The 24903-nt window shown below is 43.1% G+C and carries 24 protein-coding genes; 21 read left to right on the plus strand and 3 right to left on the minus strand.

Annotated elements, in window-relative coordinates; all coding sequences use genetic code 11:
• Positions 1-39 precede the first annotated feature (39 nt).
• The 18 genes from rpsF (at position 40) to OS173_RS00665 (ending at position 18945) form a co-directional block, all read left to right on the plus strand.
• Entirely contained in the window at positions 40-501 is a 462-nt protein-coding gene (rpsF, locus tag OS173_RS00580) for a 30S ribosomal protein S6 (RefSeq protein WP_267182327.1), read from the plus strand.
• A 2-nt stretch (positions 502-503) separates the two neighbouring features.
• Entirely contained in the window at positions 504-758 is a 255-nt protein-coding gene (rpsR, locus tag OS173_RS00585) for a 30S ribosomal protein S18 (protein ID WP_267182328.1), read from the plus strand.
• 14 nt (positions 759-772) lie between these two features.
• Positions 773-1231, plus strand: coding sequence for a 50S ribosomal protein L9 (rplI, locus tag OS173_RS00590; RefSeq protein ID WP_267182329.1), 459 nt, complete (start codon positions 773-775; stop codon positions 1229-1231).
• A gap of 126 nt (positions 1232-1357) precedes the next feature.
• The gene (gene dnaB, locus OS173_RS00595) at positions 1358-2764 is read left to right on the plus strand and encodes a replicative DNA helicase (protein WP_267182330.1); all 1407 of its coding nucleotides are present in this window, start codon (positions 1358-1360) and stop codon (positions 2762-2764) included.
• The gene (gene alr, locus OS173_RS00600) at positions 2764-3846 is read left to right on the plus strand and encodes an alanine racemase (RefSeq protein WP_267182331.1); all 1083 of its coding nucleotides are present in this window, start codon (positions 2764-2766) and stop codon (positions 3844-3846) included. The genes dnaB and alr overlap by 1 nt, the downstream gene beginning before the upstream one ends.
• Positions 3827-5119 (plus strand): NTP/NDP exchange transporter, encoded by a 1293-nt coding sequence (locus OS173_RS00605; protein ID WP_267182332.1) that lies wholly within the window; start codon positions 3827-3829, stop codon positions 5117-5119. Before alr ends, OS173_RS00605 begins: the two co-directional genes overlap by 20 nt.
• Before the next feature lie 94 nt (positions 5120-5213).
• Positions 5214-8093, plus strand: coding sequence for a penicillin acylase family protein (locus tag OS173_RS00610; RefSeq protein WP_267182333.1), 2880 nt, complete (start codon positions 5214-5216; stop codon positions 8091-8093).
• A 114-nt stretch (positions 8094-8207) separates the two neighbouring features.
• Positions 8208-8597 carry a hypothetical protein gene (locus tag OS173_RS00615; RefSeq protein WP_267182334.1) on the plus strand — a complete coding sequence of 130 codons (390 nt, stop codon included), beginning with the start codon at positions 8208-8210 and terminating at the stop codon, positions 8595-8597.
• 159 nt (positions 8598-8756) lie between these two features.
• The gene (locus OS173_RS00620; protein ID WP_267182335.1) at positions 8757-9257 is read left to right on the plus strand and encodes a DUF411 domain-containing protein; all 501 of its coding nucleotides are present in this window, start codon (positions 8757-8759) and stop codon (positions 9255-9257) included.
• Positions 9254-10660, plus strand: coding sequence for a TolC family protein (locus OS173_RS00625; RefSeq protein WP_267182336.1), 1407 nt, complete (start codon positions 9254-9256; stop codon positions 10658-10660). Before OS173_RS00620 ends, OS173_RS00625 begins: the two co-directional genes overlap by 4 nt.
• Positions 10653-12446 carry an efflux RND transporter periplasmic adaptor subunit gene (locus OS173_RS00630; RefSeq protein WP_267182337.1) on the plus strand — a complete coding sequence of 598 codons (1794 nt, stop codon included), beginning with the start codon at positions 10653-10655 and terminating at the stop codon, positions 12444-12446. The genes OS173_RS00625 and OS173_RS00630 overlap by 8 nt, the downstream gene beginning before the upstream one ends.
• Positions 12439-15579: an efflux RND transporter permease subunit gene (locus OS173_RS00635; RefSeq protein WP_267182338.1), complete on the plus strand. Its 3141-nt coding sequence runs from the start codon at positions 12439-12441 to the stop codon at positions 15577-15579. Before OS173_RS00630 ends, OS173_RS00635 begins: the two co-directional genes overlap by 8 nt.
• Positions 15576-15959, plus strand: coding sequence for a copper resistance CopC family protein (locus tag OS173_RS00640; RefSeq protein ID WP_267182339.1), 384 nt, complete (start codon positions 15576-15578; stop codon positions 15957-15959). The genes OS173_RS00635 and OS173_RS00640 overlap by 4 nt, the downstream gene beginning before the upstream one ends.
• Positions 15960-15966: 7 nt before the next feature.
• Positions 15967-16866, plus strand: a complete 900-nt coding sequence (locus OS173_RS00645; RefSeq protein WP_267182340.1) for a copper resistance D family protein — start codon at positions 15967-15969, stop codon at positions 16864-16866.
• Between the two features lie 23 nt (positions 16867-16889).
• A complete protein-coding gene (locus OS173_RS00650; RefSeq protein ID WP_267182341.1) occupies positions 16890-17363 on the plus strand; it encodes a YybH family protein in 474 nt (157 codons plus the stop codon).
• Between the two features lie 77 nt (positions 17364-17440).
• A complete protein-coding gene (locus tag OS173_RS00655) occupies positions 17441-17890 on the plus strand; it encodes a DUF305 domain-containing protein (RefSeq protein ID WP_267182342.1) in 450 nt (149 codons plus the stop codon).
• A gap of 4 nt (positions 17891-17894) precedes the next feature.
• The gene (locus OS173_RS00660; protein WP_267182343.1) at positions 17895-18173 is read left to right on the plus strand and encodes a GNAT family N-acetyltransferase; all 279 of its coding nucleotides are present in this window, start codon (positions 17895-17897) and stop codon (positions 18171-18173) included.
• Between the two features lie 31 nt (positions 18174-18204).
• Complete coding sequence (locus tag OS173_RS00665) at positions 18205-18945, plus strand: MauE/DoxX family redox-associated membrane protein (protein ID WP_267182344.1); 741 nt, start codon at positions 18205-18207, stop codon at positions 18943-18945.
• 96 nt (positions 18946-19041) lie between these two features.
• Here the strand turns inward: OS173_RS00665 and OS173_RS00670 are convergent, their stop codons facing one another.
• Positions 19042-19245, minus strand: a complete 204-nt coding sequence (locus OS173_RS00670; RefSeq protein ID WP_267182345.1) for a CsbD family protein — start codon at positions 19243-19245, stop codon at positions 19042-19044.
• 137 nt (positions 19246-19382) lie between these two features.
• The gene (locus OS173_RS00675; protein WP_267182346.1) at positions 19383-20429 is read right to left on the minus strand and encodes a phospholipase A; all 1047 of its coding nucleotides are present in this window, start codon (positions 20427-20429) and stop codon (positions 19383-19385) included.
• 244 nt (positions 20430-20673) lie between these two features.
• Here OS173_RS00675 and pyrC point away from each other — a divergent pair, with 244 nt between their 5' ends.
• On the plus strand, positions 20674-21717 hold the full coding sequence (gene pyrC, locus OS173_RS00680) for a dihydroorotase (RefSeq protein WP_267182347.1): 1044 nt from the start codon (positions 20674-20676) through the stop codon (positions 21715-21717).
• A gap of 45 nt (positions 21718-21762) precedes the next feature.
• Here pyrC and OS173_RS00685 read toward each other — a convergent pair whose 3' ends face one another.
• Positions 21763-22158, minus strand: a complete 396-nt coding sequence (locus OS173_RS00685) for a MerR family transcriptional regulator (protein ID WP_267182348.1) — start codon at positions 22156-22158, stop codon at positions 21763-21765.
• Between the two features lie 509 nt (positions 22159-22667).
• Between OS173_RS00685 and OS173_RS00690 the strand changes: the two genes are divergently transcribed.
• Positions 22668-23984: a TolC family protein gene (locus tag OS173_RS00690; protein ID WP_267182349.1), complete on the plus strand. Its 1317-nt coding sequence runs from the start codon at positions 22668-22670 to the stop codon at positions 23982-23984.
• Entirely contained in the window at positions 23981-24895 is a 915-nt protein-coding gene (locus OS173_RS00695) for an efflux RND transporter periplasmic adaptor subunit (RefSeq protein WP_267182350.1), read from the plus strand. Before OS173_RS00690 ends, OS173_RS00695 begins: the two co-directional genes overlap by 4 nt.
• The last annotated feature ends 8 nt before the right edge of the window (positions 24896-24903 follow it).

Raw genomic sequence — 24903 nt, forward strand, 5'->3', positions numbered from 1 at the left:
TTTTATGTTGGGTGGCATTATTCCATAAGGAGCTATTTAATGCGACATTACGAAATTGTCCTGTTGGTCCACCCGGATCAAAGCGAACAGTTACCTGCCATGATTGAGCGCTATTCAGGCATGGTGACTAAAGGTGGCGGTGTGGTTCACCGTTCAGAAGATTGGGGACGCCGTCAATTGGCCTATACCATTCAACGCTTACATAAAGCCCACTACTTTTTATTAAACATCGAATGTGATCAAGAAACCATTAATGAAATGGTTGATGCATTTCGTTTTAACGATGCCATTTTACGTCATTTGTTATTGTCTGTTGATAAAGCTTTCACCGAAGATTCTCCTCTGAAAAAAGAAGATGATGACAGTGATAAGAAAGTATCAAAAGAAGATGTTAAGGCAGTAGAAGACAAAGAAGCAGCAGCTAAAAAAGAAGCTGAAGAAAGTTCATCTACAGAAGATGAGTCTGCTGATGACGAAACCGACACTGAAGAGGAGTCCTAATCATGGCTAAACCACAAAGACGCAGAAGACCCGCACAACGTATTATCAGCCGTAATTGCAAATTTACAGCAGCCGGTATTGAGCAAGTTGACTATAAAGATTTGGATATGTTGAAACAATTTATTACCGAAACAGGTAAGATTATTCCAAGTCGAATTACTGGTACTAAAGCGAAGTATCAAAGACAATTGTCAACAGCGGTTAAAAGAGCCCGTTATTTAGCCTTGGTCCCTTATTGTGACCAACATGATAAATAAAGCAGGAGCATAACATGCAAGTTATTTTATTAGATAAAGTACAAAATTTAGGTGATTTAGGTGAAGTGGTAGAAGTCAAAAATGGCTTTGCTCGCAATTACCTTATCCCACAAAAAATGGCAGCTCGGGCTTCTGCTGAAAATATTAAAGCCTTTGAAGCACAAAAAGCTGAATTGGTCGCTAAAGCCAAAGAATCATTAGCAGCCGCTCAAGCTCGTGCCGAAGCGCTTAAAGATGTCAGCGTTACCATTACAGCCAATGCCAGTCCTGAAGGTCATTTATATGGTTCAGTCGGCCCCCGTGAAATTTCTGAGAAATTCACAGAAAGCGGTTATCCGGTTGATGCCAGTGAAGTGACTATGGGTGAAGGCGCCATTAAAGCTGTGGGAGAATACGAGATTACCCTGATGCTTTATGCTGATGTTGATACAGAAGTGAAAGTGATTGTTGAAGCGTTGGAAGAAGACGCTTAAATTTTTCACATATAGTTCGATGAAAAAGCCGATTTGAAAAAAATCGGCTTTTTTTGTGTGTCATTTAGAGGCCTGTCCTGTAAACTATTTATTCGTTTTGTTTATTCTGTTTTTATCCTAATTAATATGTCTGAAATCTATCCCATCAATCAAGGTGATGCCACCAAAGCACTTAAAACACCCCCGCATTCCTTAGAAGCAGAACAAGCTGTTCTGGCAGGATTAATGCTGGTGCAGTCAGCTTGGGATAAGGTCAGTGGATTATTGAGTGAAGAAGACTTTTATTTTGCCAAGCATAAGTCCATCTACCAGGGTGTTAGCTTTTTAAACAGTCAAAATGAAGCATGTGATGTGGTTACGCTCAGTGAATGGCTGCAGTCACATGATCTGGAAGATAAAACCGGCGGTTTAGACTATTTAACTGAAATTGCTAACAATTATCCTGTGGCTTCAAACATCGCTGCTTATGCGAAAATCGTTCGTGATCGATCTGTGTTGCGACAAATGATAGAAATCGGTAATCAACTGGCAGAAAGTGCGTTTAATACTGAAGGTCAAAGTGCCGATGAGTTAATTGAGAATGCCGAAAAATTGGTGTTTAAAATTCGTGAGCAAACCCTGAAGTCAAAATCAGGGTTTCATGACATAAAAAATGTGTTAGCTGAAACCATCGAGCGTTTGGAAAAACTCTCTGAAACTGATGGTGAAATAACCGGTATTCCCTATGGCTGGGATGATTTAGATCGCATGACTGCAGGTTTACACAATTCTGATTTGGTGGTGGTTGCCGGCAGACCGGCCATGGGCAAAACCTCTTTTGCCATTAATATTGCTGAGCGTGCAGCCTGTTCTAATCAACATGTGGCCGTATTTAGTATGGAAATGGCAGCCACTCAGCTGGTGACCAGAATGTTTTCTTCATTGTCACAAATTGACTCAAGAAATCTTAAATTAGGTCGAATCAGTGATTCTGAATGGCCTCGTTTAGCGCAAACTAATGAGATGCTTCAGGGTGCATCCATTTATATTGACGATACACCGGCACTGACCCCGAATGAGGTTTTGTCGAAATGTCGACGGTTAAAAAATACCAAGGGATTGGATCTTGTGGTTATTGATTACCTTCAGCTTATGCAGGTTAAAGGTAAAGTGTCAGAAAACAGAGCCAATGAAATCTCTGAAATTTCTCGCGGTTTAAAGGCCATGGCAAAAGAACTCAATGTTCCGGTAATCGCCTTGTCTCAGCTTAATCGCTCATTGGAGCAACGTCCCAACAAGCGTCCAATCATGTCAGATCTACGTGAATCGGGTGCCATTGAACAGGATGCTGACTTAATTATCTTCATATACAGAGATGAAGTTTACAATCCGGAAACAGAAGACAAAGGTGTGGCAGAAATTATTATCGGTAAGCATCGAAATGGTTCCATCGGCAAAGTGGAGTTATTATTTCGCGGTGCCTATACGCGTTTTGATAATTTAGATAAACGCCATTTTGATGTTGACGTTGAACATGTTGAAACCTTTGATTGATGTATCCTGAACGCGGCACGCGCGCCGATATCTACTTACCTCATTTAGCACATAATATAGAGGTTTTTAAAGATTTACATGATGGCCCTATTATGGGTGTGGTTAAAGCCGATGCCTATGGCCATGGATTGGCACGGTTAACCGATACCCTCAAATCCTGTGATGCGTTGGCAGTTGCCACCATTGAGGAGGCTTTACAGCTACGCACTTTTATTCCGGATAAACGTATTTTATTGTTAGAGGGTGTGTTTAATCAGACTGAATTGGAATTGGCCATCGAAAAACAATTTGATGTGGTTGTTCATCAATCATATCAGATGGCATTATTGTCGAATGCTAAGTACACAGATGCCACGTTGGATGTGTGGCTAAAAGTAGACACCGGTATGCATCGTTTGGGTTTTGAGTGGTCTGAATACACGCAGGTTTTAACACAATTGCAACAGATCAAAATGATAAAAACCATTCGCTTAATGGCTCATTTTTCACAATCAGATCAAATTAATCAGTCGCAAACAAAAACACAAATTAACCGCAATAAACAATTGATGTCGCACGGTCTTGAATATTCTTTTGCCAATACCGGTGCCGTCTTAAATGGGCTGGCTTGTGCGGGCGAGTGGGCCCGAGTGGGTTTGGGCTTATATGGTATTTCGCCTTTACTGTCTCATGATGCAGCTGATTTTAATCTCAAGCCGGTGATGCAACTCAGTGCTAAATTAATTTCTATTAAAACCACAAATAAAGGCGAGCCGGTTGGTTACGGTGCTCAGTTTGTTTGTCCCCAAGATATGCCTGTTGGGATTGTCGGTATGGGTTATGCCGATGGCTATCCCTGGAGTCCTTATCACAGCCATGTGGTTATACGCGGACATCATGCCGCAGTTATTGGTCGTATCTCTATGGATATGTTGGCAATTGATTTATCAGCGGTAGAACAGCCACAAATAGGTGAACCGGTACAAATTTGGGGTGCAGAGCAACCCGTTGAGCAGGTTGCCAAAGATTTACACACCATTCCGTATACCTTGGTGTGCGGTATTACCGGACGGGTTAAATTTCATGTCGTTGACAGTCATTAAAAACTATTTTAAAAACCAAGTAAAAGCAGGGGAGTGGCCGGTACTTGTCTGGTCTTATTTGTATTTTGTGTTTTTATTGACCGGTTATTTTATCTTACGCCCGATTCGCGAAGAAATGGGCGTCACTGCAGGTACCGAAAATTACGGTTGGTTGTTTCTTACCACGTTTATTGTGATGTTATTGTTACAGCCTTTTTACGGGAAGGTTGTATCCAGCTATTCCCGTAAACAGTTTATTCCCATTGTCTATGGTTTCTTCGGTTTGCTGATATTTTTGATTTGGACGGGATTCCATGTTGTTGGTAAAGACAGTGTTGCTTTAGCCCGCATATTTTTTGTATTTGTTTCTGTTTATAACCTCTTTATTGTCTCTATATTTTGGAGTTTTATGGCAGATATTTACACCAAGGAGCAGGGCACCCGTTTATTTGGTGTAATTGCTGCCGGTGGCAGTACCGGTGGCATCATTGGCGGCCTTATCACCAGCCAGTTGGTGTTCTTGGTAGGCACCGTTAATTTGTTATTGATTTCGCTGTTTTTTCTTTTAATCTGTATCTATGCGGTGTTGAGAATTAGGCGTTATGCCGGAGAATCGCAGGTTAACCCCGAAGCCCCCTTAGGTGGCAGTCCCATGGAAGGATTTAAGCTTATGCTCGGTTCTCGGTTGTTGCAACAAATAGCGCTAATGACCGTGATAAGTGTCATCATAGGCTCCATTTTTTATTACCTACAAGGTGAATATGTTAAACAGTATTTCACCAGTCGCGATTATCGAACCCATGTGTTTGCGAATATTAATATTGCCACCAATGTATTGACGCTTTTTTTTCAACTGATACTCACGCCATTCTTATTACAGAAGTTTAAAATCAATCAAATTTTGGCAATCTTTCCATTGTTAATGGTCATGGCTTTAAGTTTATTTACATTAATGCCCGAGTTGATGGTTGTTTTAGCCGCCATCGTGCTACAAAGAAGTGGTGCTTACGGCATCATGAAGCCGCCCACCGATTGGCTGTTTACCGGTTTAAATGATGCCATTAAGTATAAGTTTAAAAACTTTTTAGATACTGTGGTTTATCGAGGCGGTGATGTTTTTGCTCAGTTAATTGTGGTACGGACTCTAGTGATTTTTTCTAAGGACCTGCGTGTGCTGTCAATGGTGGGTGTTGTGTTAAGCTTATTTTGGGTATGGAATGCCGTCACTGTTGGGCGATTAGCCATTAAGAAATTCAACGAATCCCACGTTCAAAATTACCCAATTTCCCACTAATTTCAGCAAGACAACATATTAAATTTATGTTAAGCTATTAAACGTATGTTTTAAATACGCACATATAATTTTTAACCATTTTCAAGGGGACGCAATGAAACCATTTATTTTAAAAAGCATGGTGGCATGTTTGGCTATGTCATCAACGTTGGCTATGGCCAACAATGACAAAACCGGATCCACCACTGTTCTAACTGACAAAGCGCTTAGTGCGCCGGCGAAGGTCTATTACAACGCCACCCAAATTCCAAGTGTCACAGCAGAAACGGAAATTGACGCGGCATTTGTATTGGGATATATTCAAGCCCAGGATCGTTTTTATCAGATGGATTATACCCGTAAGATTTCTCAAGGCCGTTTGGCCGAATTAGTGGGATCTCCAGCCATTTCCAATGATATTCAATTCAGAACCCTTGGTTTTGAACGTTGGGCGCGTAACTCAATGCAGGTTCTTAATGCTGACACCAAAGGCATACTTAAAGCCTACAGTGATGGCGTCAATGCCTGGCTTGATAACAACCCGTTACCACCTGAATATCAATCTCTGGAAATTGATAAGGCTGATCGCTGGCTACCGATTCACTCCGTGGCGATTGCTAAAGTGATTGCTTTTCAGTTATCCAATGACTTACAGGAAATTGACTGGACCATTGCCATTAATACTTTTCAGCAAGTCGGGCAGGCCGCCGGATTTGATGGTACGGCGTTATTTATGGAAGATTTATACCGGGCTGCACCACCCGATGATCGGGTCAGTATGCCGGATTTCTTCGCAGACATGGGAATCATCGGCGCTGCCGGGACTAAAAACCTGATGGATGTGGCCAAAGATTACACCTTGAACCTCAGTGAAACAGAGTTGGGCTTGTTGCATAATATTAAAGCAAACTGGGAAAGCACGCCATTAATTAAATCCATGAAAAATGACGGTGAAACTGACAAAGGCTCCAATTTTTGGGCAGTGTCATCGGAGCACACCGAAAACGGCTTCCCGTTGATTGCCAATGATCCCCATTTGAGTTTGGATTATCCGTCGGTTTTTTATCCCGCGCATGTCGCCACTGAAGATGGTTTGAACATTGCCGGTGTACAGTTTCCCGGCGCACCGATTACCGCGCAAGGCTGTAATGAAAGCCTGTGTTGGGGCAGTACCGTGCATCCGGTGGATGAAACCGATTTTTATTTTGAAAGCATTAAAACCAACAGTTTCGGTTTACCAACGCATACTGTTTACAAAGGTCAAGATGAGCCTCTGGTGTGGGTATTTCAAAGCTATTTCGTTAACCAAATTGGTGATGGCACAATGAACAATAAAGAGCGCGCCAATATTGGATACACCAACGGTGGCTTGACCTTCCTGGTACCGCGTCGAAATTATGGCCCTATTTTAAGTTTGGACACTGAAAATGCCCAAGCCGTGTCGATGCAGTTTACCGGTTTTGGACCGACCAAAGAAGTGGAATCATTTATTGAAATGAGCCGTGCTGAGAATATTGCAGAATTTAAACAGGCTTTAACGAAATTTGATTTCGGCTCACAAAACTTTGCGGTGGCAGATGTCCATGGTGATGTCGCTTACTACACCGGTGCGGAAGTGCCATTACGTGAAGATTTACAAACCATGATGCAGCCCGACGGCGTGCCGCCGATGTTTATTCGTGATGGTTCAGGCAATCGTATGAATGAATGGATGCCTTTAAATGATCCGGATATGAATCAGGCAACACCTTATGGCGTTATTCCTTTCGATGAAATGCCATACCAAATTAACCCAGATCGTGGTTATATCGCCAATGCCAATAACGATCCGGTGGGCGTGTCCTTGGATAACAATGTCCTCAATCAGGTTCGTCCAGGTGGTGGTCTGTATTATATTTCCCAAGGCGGTTATTCAGCCTTCCGTCAAGGTCGCTTAGACCGGATTATGGAAGCCGGCATGGCTGAGGGTAAAAAGTTCACCATGCAAGATATGAAAGAACTTCAGGCCAATAATCAAATGATGGATGCCGAATTGATTATGCCGCATATTATGAACGCGGTACAACGCGCTTCGGCCGCAGATGCCTGGCCGGGTATTCAGCAGTTCTTAGCCGATCCGCGGGTGCAACAAGCAGCCGGGTTTTTTCAACAGTGGGACTTTAGTACCCCGACCGGTTTAGCCGAAGGTTATGATCCTTTTGATAATGCCTTTGCCTTAAATCCACCGAGTCAGGATGAAGTGAATGCCTCGATTGCCGCCAGCATTTATGCGGTGTGGCGCTCAAATGGTATTCGCAATACCATTGATGCCACTTTAGCCGGTTATGACGATGCCATTGGTATGACTGTGTTGACAGAAAACAGACCGGGTAATTATTATTCATTAAGTGCCTTTAAACACTTATTGGATGCCTTTGATGAAAACCAGGGTTATGGCGCTTCGGGGATTAATTTCTTCACCAATCCACAGGCACCAACCCGCGAAGATGCCCGTGATTACATTATTCTGGCCTCATTAAAACAGTCCCTGGATCAGATGGCCGGTGATGATTATGCCGCGGCCTTTAATAATTCCATGGATTTAACGGATTACCGTTGGGGTAAATTACACCGCATTACCTTCTCACATTCATTGGGTGCACAATTATCCGTGCCCAATGGTATGTTCGGCTTAGCTACCGTGGATGGTTTACCGGGTGTCGCCAGAGCCGGGGGCTATCAGGTATTAGACGCCTCAAGCCATGGTGTTCGCGGCAATAACAGCAACGGCTTTATGTTCTCATCGGGTCCGGCCAGACGTTTTGTGGCTGAAATGACTTCTATGGGCGTGTTAGCCGAGCAGGTTATTCCGGGCGGTCAGAGTGGTAATATCACCACCGGTGCGAATTACGTTAATCAGTTGTTTTCATGGCTGGTGAATGATTATTTACCGTTAATTACGGATTTAAACACCATTCAGGCAATCGCCACTGATGAAGTCGAATTTACACCTTAAATAATCGATAAGGTAAGACAAAACGCCCTAATTTTTAAAATTTGGGGCGTTTTTTTTTGTGGTTTTGGCTTAAATAATTGAACTAAGACAATTTTTAAGTATCATAGGGGTATCATGAATTCGCATAAAAGGCACAAACCATCACTCAGTATAATCATCACGATGTTACTGTTGTTCTCAACAGGACAAGTGCTGGCGGTTGCTCATGCGCATACCATGAATCATGAAAGCCAGCCCCAAACAATGTCTCAAGATTGTGGTCATATGTCTGAACAAGGACAAAACAATCACGCCATGAATGACACAACCATGTCGTCCATGTCGGATTGTTGTGAAACTTTGTGCCAGTGCCCGCAGGCCATGTGCTCCACGGTTTTATTACTGCCTGCAAAAGTCCAATCCACACAATTTTATCTCTTGAAACCGATGACCCATTGGTCATTCGCAGATGGCTTTCACCTCAATAAAGACCATTCTCCCTTGTATCGTCCTCCAATAATTTAATTTCCACAGCCTAGCTGCGCCTGAAATAAGTGCTTATGCGCCTTTATTTCATTGCCTGAGAAATTAAATTTTAAGTTTTAAACTTAAACGGGTTCTTATCCATACCGCTCATTAAAGTCCGGTGTGATTGAGCCTCGATTAAAAACAATTGGAGTTCCTATGAAAACGTTAAAAAATACCTTATCTGTTGTGTTGGCAACATTAATCTTTTTAATGCTGCCAACCATGAGCGTTCATGCATCAAAAACAGATACCGCTGATCATGCATTAACCGTCTATAAAAGCGCAACTTGCGGTTGCTGTGTGAAATGGATTGATCATGCCAATGACAACGGTTTGAGTGCCAAAGGCATTAACACCGTGCAATTAAACAAACTCAAAGACCAACACCAGGTCCCGGCCAATTATCGATCATGCCATACGGCAATCAGCCGCGACGGCTATGTCTTCGAAGGTCATATTCCGGCCAAGTTTGTGCAAAAATTCTTACAAGAAAAACCCGACAATTACATCGGTTTAGTGGTGCCCGGCATGCCTGTAGGCAGCCCCGGCATGGAATATCAAAACAAATTCAGTCCCTATGTGATTATGGCTTTTGATAAAAACGGCAGCCTCACACCGTATGCTGAAATTAATTCTTTTGAGGCGCAATTCGAATGATATCCCGTAATGTTCACCTGTTGATTTATGTCAGTGTGTTGGTGATTATTTTGCAATCACCAACAACACAGGCACAAAGTTCAGTTTCAGAGCAGACCTTAAGCTTAGCCGACGCATTAGAGCTGGCCAATAAAAATGACCCCTGGCTGAAAGGCAGTGAATTGTCGCAAACTGAAATGAAGTCATTGGCGGTGGCCGCCGGGCAATTACCGGACCCAAAAATGTCTGTAGGATTAATGGGCATGGGTGCAGATACCTTTCATTTTAACCAGGAAGGCATGACTCAATTGGCGGTGGGTGTGTCACAAATGTTTCCACGCGGTCAAAGCCGCTCATTAAACCGGGAACGGCTTAACACCCTGGCGCAACAATATCCGCATCAACGACAAAATCGTAAAGCTGAATTGGCGGTACAGGTGAGTCAGCTTTGGCTCAGTGCTTATCAAGCACGGCAAAGTATTCAATTAATTAATGACAACCGTTCCCTGTTTGAATATTTAGTGGATGTGGTTGAAGCCAGCTACGTCAGCGTATCGGGTAACACCAGACAACAGGATTTAATCCGTGCACAATTAGAGTTAACCCGGCTTGATGACAGACTCACAACCCTGTATCAGGACCAGGAGCAAGCCATGCAACAACTTAATCAATACTTAGGTCATTATGGCGTGAATCAGCCGGACACTGATATTGATTTTTATAACGGGTCAGCCGCGCAACAACCGGTTGTTAGTACAGAGTTGCCCAATATACAATTAATACAATCACCCTTACTTGATGGCACAAATTTTGTCGATAACAACCGTATCCATCAATTGCTGTCTGACCATCCGGCGGTTAAAGCGCTACAACAACGCATCGAAGCAGAACAAGTGGGGGTGGCGTTAGCCCGTCAAAAGTACAAACCGGAGTGGGGCGTCAACGCTTCTTATGGCTACCGTGCCAATGCTGATAACGGTATGCAACGCGCAGACCTGATGACTGTCGGCATCACCTTTGACTTACCGTTATTCAGCAAAAACCGTCAAGACCAGGAACTCAAAGCCGCCATATCATCGGCGGAAGCCATCGAAACTGAAAAAGATTTGTTGCTGAGAAAAATGATGGCCTCATTACAAACGAATCAAGCCTTATTAAATCGCCTCAAGCAAAGGCAAGCGCTGTACAACAAGCAATTGTTACCCCAAATGAGCGAACAGGCTGAAGTGGCATTAACCGCGTATACCAACGACGACGGCGATTTTGCTGAAGTGGTCCGTGCTCGCATTGCTGAATTAAATGCCCGCATAGATGCCCTCAAGATAAATATCGATATCGCAAAAACCAAAATCAAACTTAATTATTTGTTAATGACAAATCCAAAGCAAGTCGTGACCGCTACACCGGAGAACAGCAATGACTAAACAAATGACCAGCCTGAAAGCTATTATCATAGGACTCATTCTGGGTATTGCCCTGAGCTTATTGGCATTTAATTTTTTTAACTTTAGTGATCACTCACAATCAACGGCATCATCGGATACCAATGAACCACTTTACTGGGTGGCTCCGATGGATCCTAATTACAAACGCGACCAGCCGGGCAAATCACCCATGGGTATGGATCTTATTCCTGTGTATGCAGAGTCCGGTGAATCGTCTGAAACCGGACCCGGCACCATCAAAATATCCCCGGCTGTGGTGAATAATTTAGGCGTCAGAACTGAAATGGTGAACAGACAGGACATCCATACCCAAATTGATACCATCGGCTACGTCCAATATGACGAAGATTTATTGGTGCATATTCACCCGCGGGTTGAGGGCTGGATTGAAAAACTTTACATCAAAACCGCCGGCAATCCGGTCAACCGGGGCCAGGCCTTATATGAACTGTATTCACCGGAACTGGTGAATGCCCAGGAGGAATACATACTGACACTGGGTAGGAACAATCAACGCTTAATCACGGCCGCGGAAAACCGTTTGAAATCGCTACAAATATCAAACGAGCAAATCAAAGCACTGAAAAAAAGCCGGCAGGTTAAACAAAGAATCACTTTTTTCGCGCCACAAACAGGCGTGGTGGATATATTAAATGTTCGTGAGGGTCATTACATTAAACCCGGCGATAAAATCATGTCTATTGGCTCACTTGAAGACGTGTGGGTAGAAGCTGAAGTGTTTGAAAGACAAGCGGATTTATTGGCATTAAAGCAAAAGGTCACCATGACCTTAGATTTTTTACCGGGACAGGAATGGATCGGTGAAGTTGATTATATTTATCCCACGTTAGATCCCGAAACCCGTACTTTAAAAGTCAGGCTTAAGTTCAATAATCCCGATCACCAGCTTAAGCCTAATATGTTCGCCCAAATTACCATCCACACCAATCCGCTGAAAAATGTCCTGGCAGTACCCACAGAAGCTGTGATTAGAACCGGTGACTCAGATCGCGTGGTACTGGCATTGGGTGAAGGGAAGTTTAAATCAATACAAGTCAGGTTAGGTCGGTTTTATAACCAAAATGCCGAAGTGATCAGTGGCCTTAAGGCAGGTGATAAAGTGGTCACTTCAGCGCAATTCTTACTGGACTCAGAATCCAGTAAAACTTCCGATTTTAAACGCATGCAAGCACCGCAAGACAAACCGAATCGTGTTTGGACGGCCGCCAGCATTGATGCCGTTATGGTTGATCACAGGATGATTAGCGCCAGCCATGAACCCATCGAAGCCTGGGATTGGCCTGCAATGACCATGGACTTTATGGTGTCAGAAGATCTGGATATGACCGCTCTAAAACCCGGAATGCGTGCCCATCTGCAGATAGAAAAAACAGATGAACAAGCCTATCAGGTCATCGGCATTCATATTCAATCAGATGGCGAGGAAGCCTCAACCATGAATCATTCAAACCATGATATGGCAACCATGGATCACAGCCAGCATGAGATGTCAGGTGAAATGACAGATAAAATGTCAGATGAGACAGCTGAACATGAAACCATGGACCACTCAGGCCATGACATGTCATCCATGGATCATAGCCAACATGATATGTCCATGCAACAACAGTCAGCGCCTAACAATGACAGCCAAAGCGACCGGGCAAGTGACCAACTAAGTGAGCAACCAAGTGACAAACCGGATGACAACAAAGCAAGTGATCAGTTGAATGATCATGATAATCATGGAGCCGATCATGATTAAAGCTGTTATAAATTGGTCGATTCATAACCGCTTTTTTGTGGTGTTGGCGACCTTAATACTCATCGGCATGGGTTTGTTTTCTCTGAAAAACACGCCGGTGGATGCCATCCCGGATTTATCTGATGTCCAGGTTATTGTGAAAACCAGTTACCCCGGACAGGCACCGCAGGTGGTTCAGGATCAGGTCACTTATCCCTTAACCACAGCGCTATTATCGGTTCCCGGCGCCACCACCGTCAGAGGTTATTCATTCTTCGGTGATTCCTATGTGTATGTGATTTTTGATGATGACACCGATATGTACTGGGCCAGAAGCCGGGTGCTTGAGTATTTAAGTCAGGTGGCACCGCAATTACCGGCACAAGCCAAACCACAACTCGGCCCGGATGCCACCGGTGTCGGTTGGGTGTACCTGTATGCCCTGGTGGATAAAACCGGACAACATGACATCAGTCAATTGCGCAGCCTGCAAGATTGGTTTTTAAAGTATGAACTGCAGGCGGTCCCCGGGGTGTCTGAAGTGGCTGCCATCGGCGGCATGGTTAAACAATATCAAGTCAGGGTTAATCCGGAGAAATTACGGGCATTCAATATCCCGTTGGCGCAAATTGAAACTGCCATCCAAAGAGGCAACCAGGAAATAGGGGCCTCCGTGGTGGAACTGGCGGAAGCGGAATACATGGTCAGAGCCACCGGCTATATACAAAGCGAAGCGGATCTAAGGCACATCCCCTTAGGCACCACAATCAATGGTACGCCCTTATTACTTAAAGATGTGGCTGACATCGGTGTTGGCCCGCAAATGCGCCGCGGTGTGGCTGATTTAAATGGCGAAGGTGAAACCGTGGGCGGCATCATCGTCATGCGCTATGGTGAAAACGCCCAAAAGACCATCGATTTGGTGAAAGCCAAATTAGCACAATTGAAACAAGGTTTACCGGAAGGGGTTGAGGTGGTCACCGTTTATGATCGCAGTGGTTTAATTAAAGAAGCGGTCAATAATCTTTGGATCAAACTACTGGAAGAATTTGCCGTGGTGGCCTTGGTTTGTATCGTCTTCTTATTTCATATCCGATCTTCATTGGTGGCGATTATTTCCTTACCGGTGGGCATTTTAACCGCCTTTATTATCATGCATTTACAAGGTTTAAATGCCAATATTATGTCGCTGGGCGGTATTGCCATTGCCATTGGTGCCATGATTGACGGTGCCATTGTGATGATTGAAAACATGCATAAACACATGGAGCGCACCGAGGTAACCGCTGAAAACCGCTGGCAAATCGTGGCCAAATCAGCCGGAGAAGTGGGACCGGCGCTGTTCTTTAGTTTGTTGATTATTACCGTTAGTTTTGTGCCGGTATTCACTTTAGAAGCCCAAGAGGGCCGTATGTTTTCACCACTGGCATTCACCAAAACCTATGCCATGGCGGCTTCAGCGGCATTGGCCATTACTTTAGTACCGGTTCTGATGGGCTATTTTATTCGCGGAAAAGTGTTGCCGGAACATAAAAACCCGATTAACAGAGTCGTTACCGCACTCTATTTACCGGTGTTAAATACAATACTTAAATTTCCCAAATCGACCTTGGTATTAACCTTAGTGGTTTTAGTGGTTGGTTTTTGGCCTGTCAACAAAATCGGCAGTGAGTTTATTCCACCTTTGGATGAGGGTGATCTGATGTATATGCCCACCACTTATCCGGGTATTTCCATCGGTAAAGCCCGCGAATTATTACAACAAACCGATAAACTCATTAAAACAGTGCCAGAAGTTGAAACCGTGTTTGGTAAAGTGGGGCGGGCCGAAACCGCCACCGATCCGGCGCCTTTAACCATGATTGAATCTTTCATCCAGTTAAAGCCTCGCGATCAATGGCGACCGAACATAAGCACCGATGATCTGATTAAAGAACTGGATTCATTGGTCAAATTACCGGGTGTCACCAATGCTTGGGTGATGCCGATTAAAACCCGCATTGATATGTTAGCAACCGGCATTAAAACCCCGGTGGGCATAAAAATAGCCGGTCCTGAATTGGGTCAGATCCAGCAAATTGGGCAACAGTTGGAAACCATTTTAAAAGATGTGCCGGGTACCACGTCAGTGTATTCTGAGCGGGTGGCCGGTGGCCGGTATATTAAAGTCGATATCAATCGCGTCAAAGCCGCCCGTTATAATCTGAATATTGTCGATATCCAACAGGTCATCGCCACCGCCATCGGCGGTATGAATGTGACCCAAACCATCGAAGGTCTGGAACGGTATCCGGTGAATGTTCGTTATCCGCAGGATTATCGCAATTCCCCGGAACAGCTGGCCTTATTGCCGATTGTTACACCCAGTAAGCAACGCATTGCCTTGGGTGATGTCGCGGACATTCAAATTGAGGATGGCCCGCCGGGCATTAAAAGTGAAAATGCCCGACTGAACGGCTGGACCTTTATTGACATTGAAGGGGTGGATATCGGCCATTATGTGGAACAAGCGCAACAAACCGTTAGCGATCAACTGAACCTGCCAACGGGCTATTCCATTGCCTGGTCGGGACAGTATGAGTATATGTTGCGTGCCAAAGAAAAACTCACGTATGTCATACCCTTAACGTTGGCCATTATTATTATTTTATTGTATATGAATTTTCGCTCGTTCACCGAGGTCGCTATTATTATGGGAACCCTGCCTCTGGCCATGGTGGGCAGTATTTGGTTGATGTATTTAACCGGCTATAATTTCTCAGTGGCTGTGGGGGTCGGGTTTATTGCACTGGCAGGCGTAGCGGTTGAAATTGGTGTCATTATGCTGGTCTATCTGAACCAGGCCTATCAGGAACTCTGTACAAAACCAGCAGATCAGATCAATCAACAGACCTTAAAAGAGGCCATAGTCGAAGGCGCAGGACGACGTTTACGCCCGGTCTTAATGACATCCCTGTCCATCATTATCGGCCTGTTACCGATTCTACTGGCCACCGGCACCGGCTCTGAAATCATGAGTCGCATCGCCGCACCGATGGTCGGCGGCATGGTCAGTGCCTTAATACTTACCTTATTAGTGATACCCGTGATCTATTATCTGTGGCGCCTACAAGCCATTAAACAACATTTAATTCCAACAGAGGAAAAAATATGAACATTAAAACATTAGTAACAATTAGTTTATTATTATTCAGCACACTAAACTGGGCGCATTCTGATTTAGACGTGTCCATCCCAGAAGCGGGTGAAACCATGAACACACCGCCTGATGAAATTGTCTTGATCTATACAGAACCGGTGAAATTGGTTAAATTTGAATTGATAAACGCTGACAATCAGGCCGTGGACACAGGTTTTAAACCCTCGTTTGAAGATCACGCTGAATTTGTTATTAAGGTCAATGATTTAGACAATGGTCTTTATACGGTTTTGTGGACCATTATGGGTGGTGACGGTCATAAGGGTGAAGGTGATTTTACCTTTACCCTGAAACAGTCAAAGCCTGATAAACACGCTAATCATCACTCAAATTAACTGATTCATGCCATCATCTATATGGGAAATTGCGACACTGGTAACCAAGCTGCTGATTTATGCGGGCTTTGCCCAGGCCGTCGCAATACCTTTTATCGCTGTTTTGTGCCGATTTAATCACAGCATTTTAAATCAACTAAAAAAAGTCAGTTATACCGGACTGTTTTTAGCCCTGTTAGCAACCACCGCATATTTTTTCATTCAAGTTGCGGTTTTTGCAGAGAACGGCTTAAGTGGTGCTTTTGATCAGTTCTATATCGAACTTATTTGGCACTCAGGCGTGGGTGAAATGACGGTCTGGCGAGCCAGTGCCGTTATCATGTCTTTACTTAGTTTGGTGCTGATTTACCGTCATGTGAATAATCCCAATCAGAGGTTACTGGTGCTCAGTATGATTATTTATACCCTTAATTTGTTCGTGATTGGCTTATCTTTTACAGCTTCAGGCCATGTATCAGAATTATCAAGCTTAGCCCACTTTGCCATCGGTTTGCATGTGTTGATGGCTTTTGGCTGGCTCGGATCATTATGGCCGTTGATTATTATTTGTCGAACATTTAAGCCACAGGCAGTGGCTCATGTCATGCATCGCTTTGGACAAATTGCCTTGATCATGGTGGCTTTATTAATCGCAGCAGGGGGTTATCTGGCGTTTAATCTTATTGTTGATTTTAATGCCTTAGCGAATACTAATTACGGTCAGCTCTTTTCATTAAAGCTGATACTGGTTTTTCATATATTATTGTTAGCGACATTTCACAAATTTATATTGGTTCCGGGTTTATTAAAAGCCCGTAAATCGAAACAATCATTGGCCGGCTCAATTAAAGCTGAACTTAATATCGGCCTGGCAATTTTAATCGTAACGGCTGTACTGACAACTTTTGTTGGTCCGGCTTCACATTAACGTATTAACCTGAGGAAACTATTATGAACAAAAGAATGATTAATTTAACAATTTTACTAACATGGGCACTCTCATTTAATCTGTTCGCGCACCAAGGTGAGCATCAAGAGAAACAAACTAAGCTGATGACAGGTCTTGACAGCGAAGCAGCTCAAGTAGTCACAAAATTCCACCAAGCACTCAGATCTAAAGACACAGACTCGGTTCGTTCATTGCTCAACGATGATGTCCTCATTTATGAGTCCGGAAAAGCCGAACGTTCCTTAGAAGAATATGCCGCCGGTCACATGAAGGCTGATATGCAGTATTTGGCTCAGATCAAATCTAAATTACTTGAGCATCAAGTCAAGGTTAGTGGTGATACGGCCATTTCAACCGCCCGTTTCGAAAACACCCGCATGGTGGCCGGCAGAGCGCGAGTCAGTATCTCCATGGAAACCATCGTGGTTTCCAAAATCGATGGTGAGTGGCTTATTTCGCATATTCATTGGTCATAGGTGAATAACCTTGAAATAAAAATTTAACATTGATTTGATATAATGATTGTAAATTCAATAACATACAGGAGGAAATCATGACCTATAAAAGATTTTTATTAATGATTTTAACATCAACTGTGGTCATGTATATGGCCATGTACTTAAATAATTATACCTGGGATCATATTTTTTGGAGTGAAACCCGGGCCTATATGTCACTGATTATGGGTGCCATTATGGCCACGGTGATGTTGTTATTTATGATTGACAAATACCCGAATAAAAAAACCAATGCTTTTGTATTTATCGGCAGTGCCGTGTTGTTTGTCGTTGCCTTGTTTTTGGTGCGCTCACAAACCACCGTGGATGATGTCTCATGGATGAAAGCCATGATTCCGCATCACTCCATTGCCATTCTAACCAGTAAACGTGCCAACATTTCAGACCCGAGGGTACGGCAACTGGCGGATGAAATTATTAAAGCACAAGAACGCGAAATTAAAGAGATGAAACGCTATATTAAAGACCTGGAAAATAAGGAGTAATCATATGAGTATTAACATTGAACACAACAAACAAGCCCGCCGCTTTGAGGTCCATATCGATGGACACAGCGGCTATTTGGAATACAAAGAGCAGGGCGATGGTGTTTTGGATTACGCCCATACTCTTGTCCCCAAAGAACTGGGCGGGCAGGGTGTTGGCTCGCAGTTGGTTAAAAATGCTTTGGATTACGCTCGCGACAATAACTACAAAGTCATTCCCAGCTGTTCCTTCGTGGATTCTTATATGAACAAGCACGAAGAGTATCAATCCCTACGGGCATGAAACTTTAAATATTATTTAAGGAGGATCAACCATGTCAAAACAAGCCATCTTATACCGCATGAAAACCTCGGAGCATATTTGCCCCTATGGTTTAAAATCACGCCATTTATTGAAAAAGAACGGTTATGAAATTGATGATCATTTATTAAAAACCCGTGAAGAGACCGATCAGTTTATGGCCGAGCAGGGTGTGGACACTACGCCCCAGACTTTTATCGATGGTAAGCGCATCGGTGGCTATGATAATTTACGGGAGTATTTTGGCTTAGAAGTCAAAGACGACAACGAAACCACCTACCAGCCGGTGATTGCCATTTTCAGTGTTACTTTTTTAATGGCACTTGCCTTGATGTTGAATGTCTTTGGCCGTTTTCAAATCGAGACATTATTAATTTGGTTTGTGGCCATCAGTATGTGTGCATTGGCCATTCAAAAACTCAAAGACTTAGACGCTTTCACCAATCAATTTATCGGTTACGACTTACTGGCGATGAAATACATTCCCTATGCCCGTATTTATGCTTTCGCCGAAGCCTATGCCGGTATCGGGATGTTATCGGGTGTCAATCCCTGGTTCTTTGCACCGGTGGCTTTATTTATTGGATCCATCGGAGCGGTTTCAGTATTCAAAGCCGTTTATATCGACAAACGCGAACTCAAATGCGCCTGTGTCGGCGGTAACAGTAACGTGCCCTTAGGCTTTGTATCGCTAACCGAAAATCTGATGATGGTGGCTGTGTCTGTTTATATGCTAGTCAAATATTTGGTGTAAATTAATCCAAAGTCATTGTGTTTTTAGCTATATGCACGAATAAAAAAACCACCGGACTTTCACCCGGTGGCTTTTTTATTTAATGGTTGAGAAAAACTATTCTTTCAAGGATTTGCGCCATTCTTCGGCTTCTTTTTCAGCCTTGTCTTTGGCGTAACCGTAACGCTCTTGGATTTTACCGGCCAGGCGTTTTTGGTTACCGGCAATTTCATCGAGATCATCATCAGTTAATTTACCCCAATTTTTTTGGGCGCTTCCTTTAAATTGCTTCCATTTACCTTCTAAAATATCTTTATTCATAATGACTCTCCTGGTTGATTAGTGATTATCATTATGTCAAAACATGCATTAAGAATTAGTACATAAAAGGTTAAGATTTTGAAATCATAAAAAAAGCATAGAAAAATAATATAAATCAGATTGTTAGCAGTTGTTATTTAAAGTAATCCATTCAGTGTGATACCTAAACCAAATCGTGTTTGGCGGTAATTATAATCAATTAAGCTGTCACCATAGCCATTAGAGGCGACCGCGTAACCCTGAAGCTTACCCCACAACGGGAAAGTAAAGCCTAATTCTGAATAACCTCTGTCGGTTGAGAAGTTCCTGCGGCCTTTAAAACTAAATTCAAACTGGTTTAGTTTATAGGCCATGTTGAGCTCAAAGTGCCCCATAAAATCCAGGATATCCGGATTGTCATCACCTTTTGGGTCGAGTTCAAATTGTTTTTCATCTTCAGAAAACCGTACCCAAGGTTTAAGCGAAAGAGCAAAATTACTGTGTTCATATAAAAAATGTGCATAGACGCGGTTCCAGCTTCTTGATAAAGCTTGGGTGCGCCCATTGGATTCATGCTCAATACCAAATACCAACGCTGTGTTACCATTTAATATTTTCCATTTCAGGGGCATTAAATAAAACAATTCCGGATTGTAATTGGTTTCACGGAATGGTTTAGAGATGCCTTCAGAATACACTTGCCACCAGGCCCTTAAGGTAAAACCTAAATACAAGGCATCGTTTTCAACAAACATACTTTTTGGATTCAGAGGCACTTTATAACTAATTTGAAACATGGCCTCCAGATCCTCTAAGTTTTCTTCATATCCCTCAAACAAATGATATTCATCTTTATTGATGGCATTGGTTGAGTAGGCCGGTAGTATGTAGTTCATTTTGTGCGGCGTTAAGACAAACGGATTATCTCTTGTTTTTCGCTCTTTCTTCAAACGTTGAGAAATAACGCCAAGTTCTTGAATGTCTTCTGATTGATTTGAATCCAATTCAGCATCGCTCACTGATAACGCCTGTTGTCGTTGACAAATGTCCTTTATTTTGGCGATGGTTAGGTTCTCTTTCGCTTCAGCAAACTGCTGTAAAACACAGGCATCAAAAGCACCAGACGGTGTGTCTTGCGCCAGCGCAATAAAAGGCAGTAAACTCAGCGCGATTAATATTGAATAGGGCAAATAATTATTTTTCATGGGTTGATTTTAATGGTTCCGGTCGAGAATAGAGCGGGTTTTTAAAAAAAGTGGCGCATTATAACGTGTGAGCCTTTTATAAGTCGGTGTTTTTGAACAAAATGACATTGAAAAATGTGTTAACTGCCAAGCGCCCACTTTTAAAAAGATAACTGGCTCAAGGTTTTAGTCAATATCACGGTCGTGTCTTTAGTTCATAACAGCGACACGGTATAATCACCGCAGTTTTATAACCCTCTTATCTATGACCGCTCAATCCATAACTTTGATTAAACCCGATGACTGGCACGTGCATCTGCGTGATGGCGAGATGCTGAAACAAGTGGCTCCGTATACCGCCCAACAATTTGCTCGTGCCATTATTATGCCGAATCTGCTGCCACCGGTGACCACAACAGCGATGGCGGTTGATTATCGACAACGTATCTTAGCGGCCACGCAAGATTATCCGGACTTTAAGCCCTTAATGGTTGCTTATCTTACCGATGACTTAGATGGTAAGGATTTAATTAATGGCCATCAGCAAGGTGTTTTGACGGCCGCTAAGCTCTACCCGGCCGGTGCCACCACCAACTCAAGCCACGGTGTGACCGACATTAAACACATTTATCCGGTGTTAGAAGCCATGCAAAAGCAGGGCATGCCTTTACTGGTGCACGGTGAAGTGGTTGGCGATGACATTGATGTCTTTGATCGTGAAGCCCGCTTTATCGATGATGTTATGCAGCCTTTGTTGAAGGATATGCCTGAATTAAAGGTGGTGTTTGAACACATTACCACCAAAGATGCCGCAGATTTTGTTATGAGTGCAGGAGATAACGTTGCCGCCACCATCACCGCCCATCATTTACAGATTAACCGCAACGATATGCTGGTCGGCGGTATTAAACCCCATCTATACTGCCTACCGGTGGCTAAACGCGAACAACACCGCCAGGCTTTACGAAAAGCTGCCACATCAGGCCATCAAAAATTCTTCTTAGGCACTGACACCGCTCCACACGCCATCAACGCCAAAGAATCCGCCTGTGGTTGCGCCGGTATCTTCACCGCACCGCATGCCATCGAGCATTACGCGCAAGTGTTTGAAGAAGAAAACGCCCTGGATAAACTCGAAGCCTTTGCGTCTATCAATGGCCCCAAATTCTATCAACTATCGATAAATAAAGACCACATAACCTTGATTAAAAAAGATCAACAAGTCCCTGAAAAAACTATAGATAAGGGCTTATCAATAGTCCCTTTTAAAGCCGGCGAGATATTAGCTTGGCAGTTGCAAGCTGATTAAAATACAGAAATACCTGACTGTTTCGTACAACCTGGAATTTGAGAATTAATACGATTCTTGAAGGTATTTAATGATACCGCAATCGCTGACTTTTCTGCTTTGAGTGCATGAATTGCTCAAGGCTTTGAGCTGTGTTTCTAACTGCTTGAGTTCTTGCATTTTGACTTTAACTTGTTTGATTTGATCGATAATCATTTCGTCAACTTCATGACAGGGGGCATGAGAGTTTGTACGTAACTCGTTGATACGCTTGATGTCACCGAGCGATAAATCTAATAAACGGCAGTGTTTAATAAACTTTAATTGATCGATGACCTGATTATCATAAATTCTGAAGTTACCTTCTGTTCTGCCTAATGATTGAATCAACTCTTGAGATTCGTAATAGCGAATGGTTTGTACCGGAATGTTGGTTTGTTTGGAGACTTGACCAATTTTCATAAATATTCTTGACTCTATAGTAACTGTAGATATTAAACTGCGCTAAAAATAAAAACAAATTTATTTACGCCCATGGCTCAATGAATTGATTGTCCTCATAATGAACTATAAAGTACTCATAACATTGATTGTGATGGCTGTCTCCTGTCAGTCCTTTTCGGCTGTAACTGAAGTTGGCATCACTGAGTACGCCGAAATTTGTGAAAACACATTAATCAGTACCGCACAATGTGACACAGAATCAACGCATTGCGATCAATGCTGTTTCTGTCATTGTGGTCAAATATCCTCCACCATAACAAAAATAGTCAACTTTCTTTACTTTGACAATGATAAGGATATTGTCATATCTGAACACATCTATACCAGTGGCATAATCACCCGATTATTACGACCGCCACAAGCTTAAGCTAAAAGTCTCACTTTAACACTTTACTCTTTGATCTGCCCTATAAGGATTCTTTGGGTGGCTCATGTATTCATAAAATAAATTATCAGGCATATTTATCATGATAAATGTTCAGAAAAATAGCTTAATTGACATCAAAAAATGGCGACAAGTCTGCTTTTGCTTGCTGATGGTTTCAGGCATGTTATCAAATCCACTCTCTGCCAAAGAGATGTCCTTGACGACCGCCATCAGAAACATGTCAGCCTATAACCCATCGCTTAAAATATTTGATTTAAAACAACAAGGCCTTGATGGTGCGCAAATAACCGCAGGCTTAAATCCTGAATATAAGCTGGGTATTGAGGCTGAAAATTTCACCGGCAGTCAGCCGTACACCTCATTTGAACAAACGGAATTATCTATATCATTGTCTTCAGTGATTGAATTGGGTGATAAAAAAGAGGCCAGAACAAACTTTGTGCTCACCAAGTATGAACGTCTTAAAGCCCAAAGAAAATTGAAGTCGTTGGGTCTTATTGCGGAACTGACAACGCTGTATATTGATATGTTAGCGACCCAGGAACGGATCAAGCTGGCCCAACAATCAGTGCAGCTCAGTGAAGATATCTATGCTTCGGTACAACGAAAAGCGAATGTGGGTGCCATCAGTGACATTGAAGTTAAGCGCGCCTTGGCGGCCTTGAAGCGAGCAGAATTAACCCTACGCGCTGAGCACGCTGAGTTTGATAAACAACGGGTTGAATTAAGTTTATTTTGGTCAGAAAAAAATCCGGATTTTGATCAAATCACAGGTCAACTATATGATTTTGGAATCGTCAAAGAGATTGACGTACTCTATGATCATGCCGATGAATCCACGGTTATTCAGCTAATCACCATGAATCAGCAATTGGCCGAGTCGAAGCTCAAGGTTATTGAAGCTGAATCTAAAACAGATATTAACTGGTCCCTGGGCGTTAAAAGATTTGAACAAACCAATGACGCTGCCTTAACGGCGGGTATCAGTATCCCGCTGTTTAAATCCAATCGAAACCAAGGGGCACTGATTGAAGCAGAAGCCGATATCGATTCAATACAGTCACAACAACAGATGACTTTGCTTGAACTCTATGGGCAGATTAATGAATTCTATTCACTGAGAACAACCGCCATAGACCGTTTCAATACCCTGCAAAACGACATCATTCCCGCCTTAACTGAAGCACTCGATATGACTCGTGAAGCTTATTTGGAAGGTCGCTATGGTTATCTGGCGTATTCGACCGCCAGAACGGAATTAATTCAGTCAAAGAAATCATTAATCGACACCGCCCAAAGCATTCTTAAATATGGTGTGCAATTAGAACGCATTATGGCCATGCCCATTTATAAAGACACGCCACAAAACCCACAAAACCAAGGAGATGATTCATGAGATCAATTCTATTTAAATCAGTCAACATGCTCATATTGCTATTGTTTGTTTTGTCAGTCGCGGCTTCAGATGACCACGACGACCATGATGATCATGCTGAAGAAGAGGCGATGGTGACGATTGATGAGGCGATTGCACATCAATCTAAAATTAAAACCCAAACAGCCACCGCCGGCACCATCGTAAAACAAGTCAAAGTTTACGGGCAAACCGTTTTTGACCCCAGTCAAATCAGTCATATACGCGCACGATTTGCCGGTACCATTCAAGCCGTTAATGTAGAAATAGGTGACAGCGTCAAAGTAGGGGACATCTTGGCATTTGTTGAGTCCAATGAAAGTCTTAAAAAATACCCAATAAAATCCGCGCTGCAAGGCATCCTCATTAATCGACATGCCAACCCGGGCGAAATGGCCCATGACCAGGTGCTCTTTACCATCGCTAATTACCAGAACATCTGGGCCGAGCTGAAAATATTTCCGGAACAAATCGACTTGGTTAAACCCGGCCAACAGGTCATCATCAACGGCAATAGCAAAACCCTTGAGGCTGAAATCAAGCACATCATTCCGGCCCATGAACAGCAACCCTATGCCATCGCGCGGGTCCCGATTAACAACCAATCAAACACGTGGATCACAGGTCTCATGGTCACCGCACAGGTCACGGTTGATTCCGTTCATGCCGATATTGTCGTGCCGACTCAGGCCATACAAATGGTTGATAACAATCAAGTGGTTTTTGTCAAAGACGGTCAATCCTACCTGCCTCATATTGTCGAAACAGGACGCGCTGATAACCTGATGACTGAAATTTTATCCGGCTTAAGTTTAGGTGATGAGTTTGTTGCTGAGAACAGTTACGTCATTAAGGCTGATTTAGAAAAATCAGGCGCTTCACACCACCATTAAAGGAATAA

The sequence above is a fragment of the Marinicella gelatinilytica genome (assembly GCF_026410405.1).
Classification (GTDB): Bacteria; Pseudomonadota; Gammaproteobacteria; order Xanthomonadales; family Marinicellaceae; genus Marinicella; species Marinicella gelatinilytica.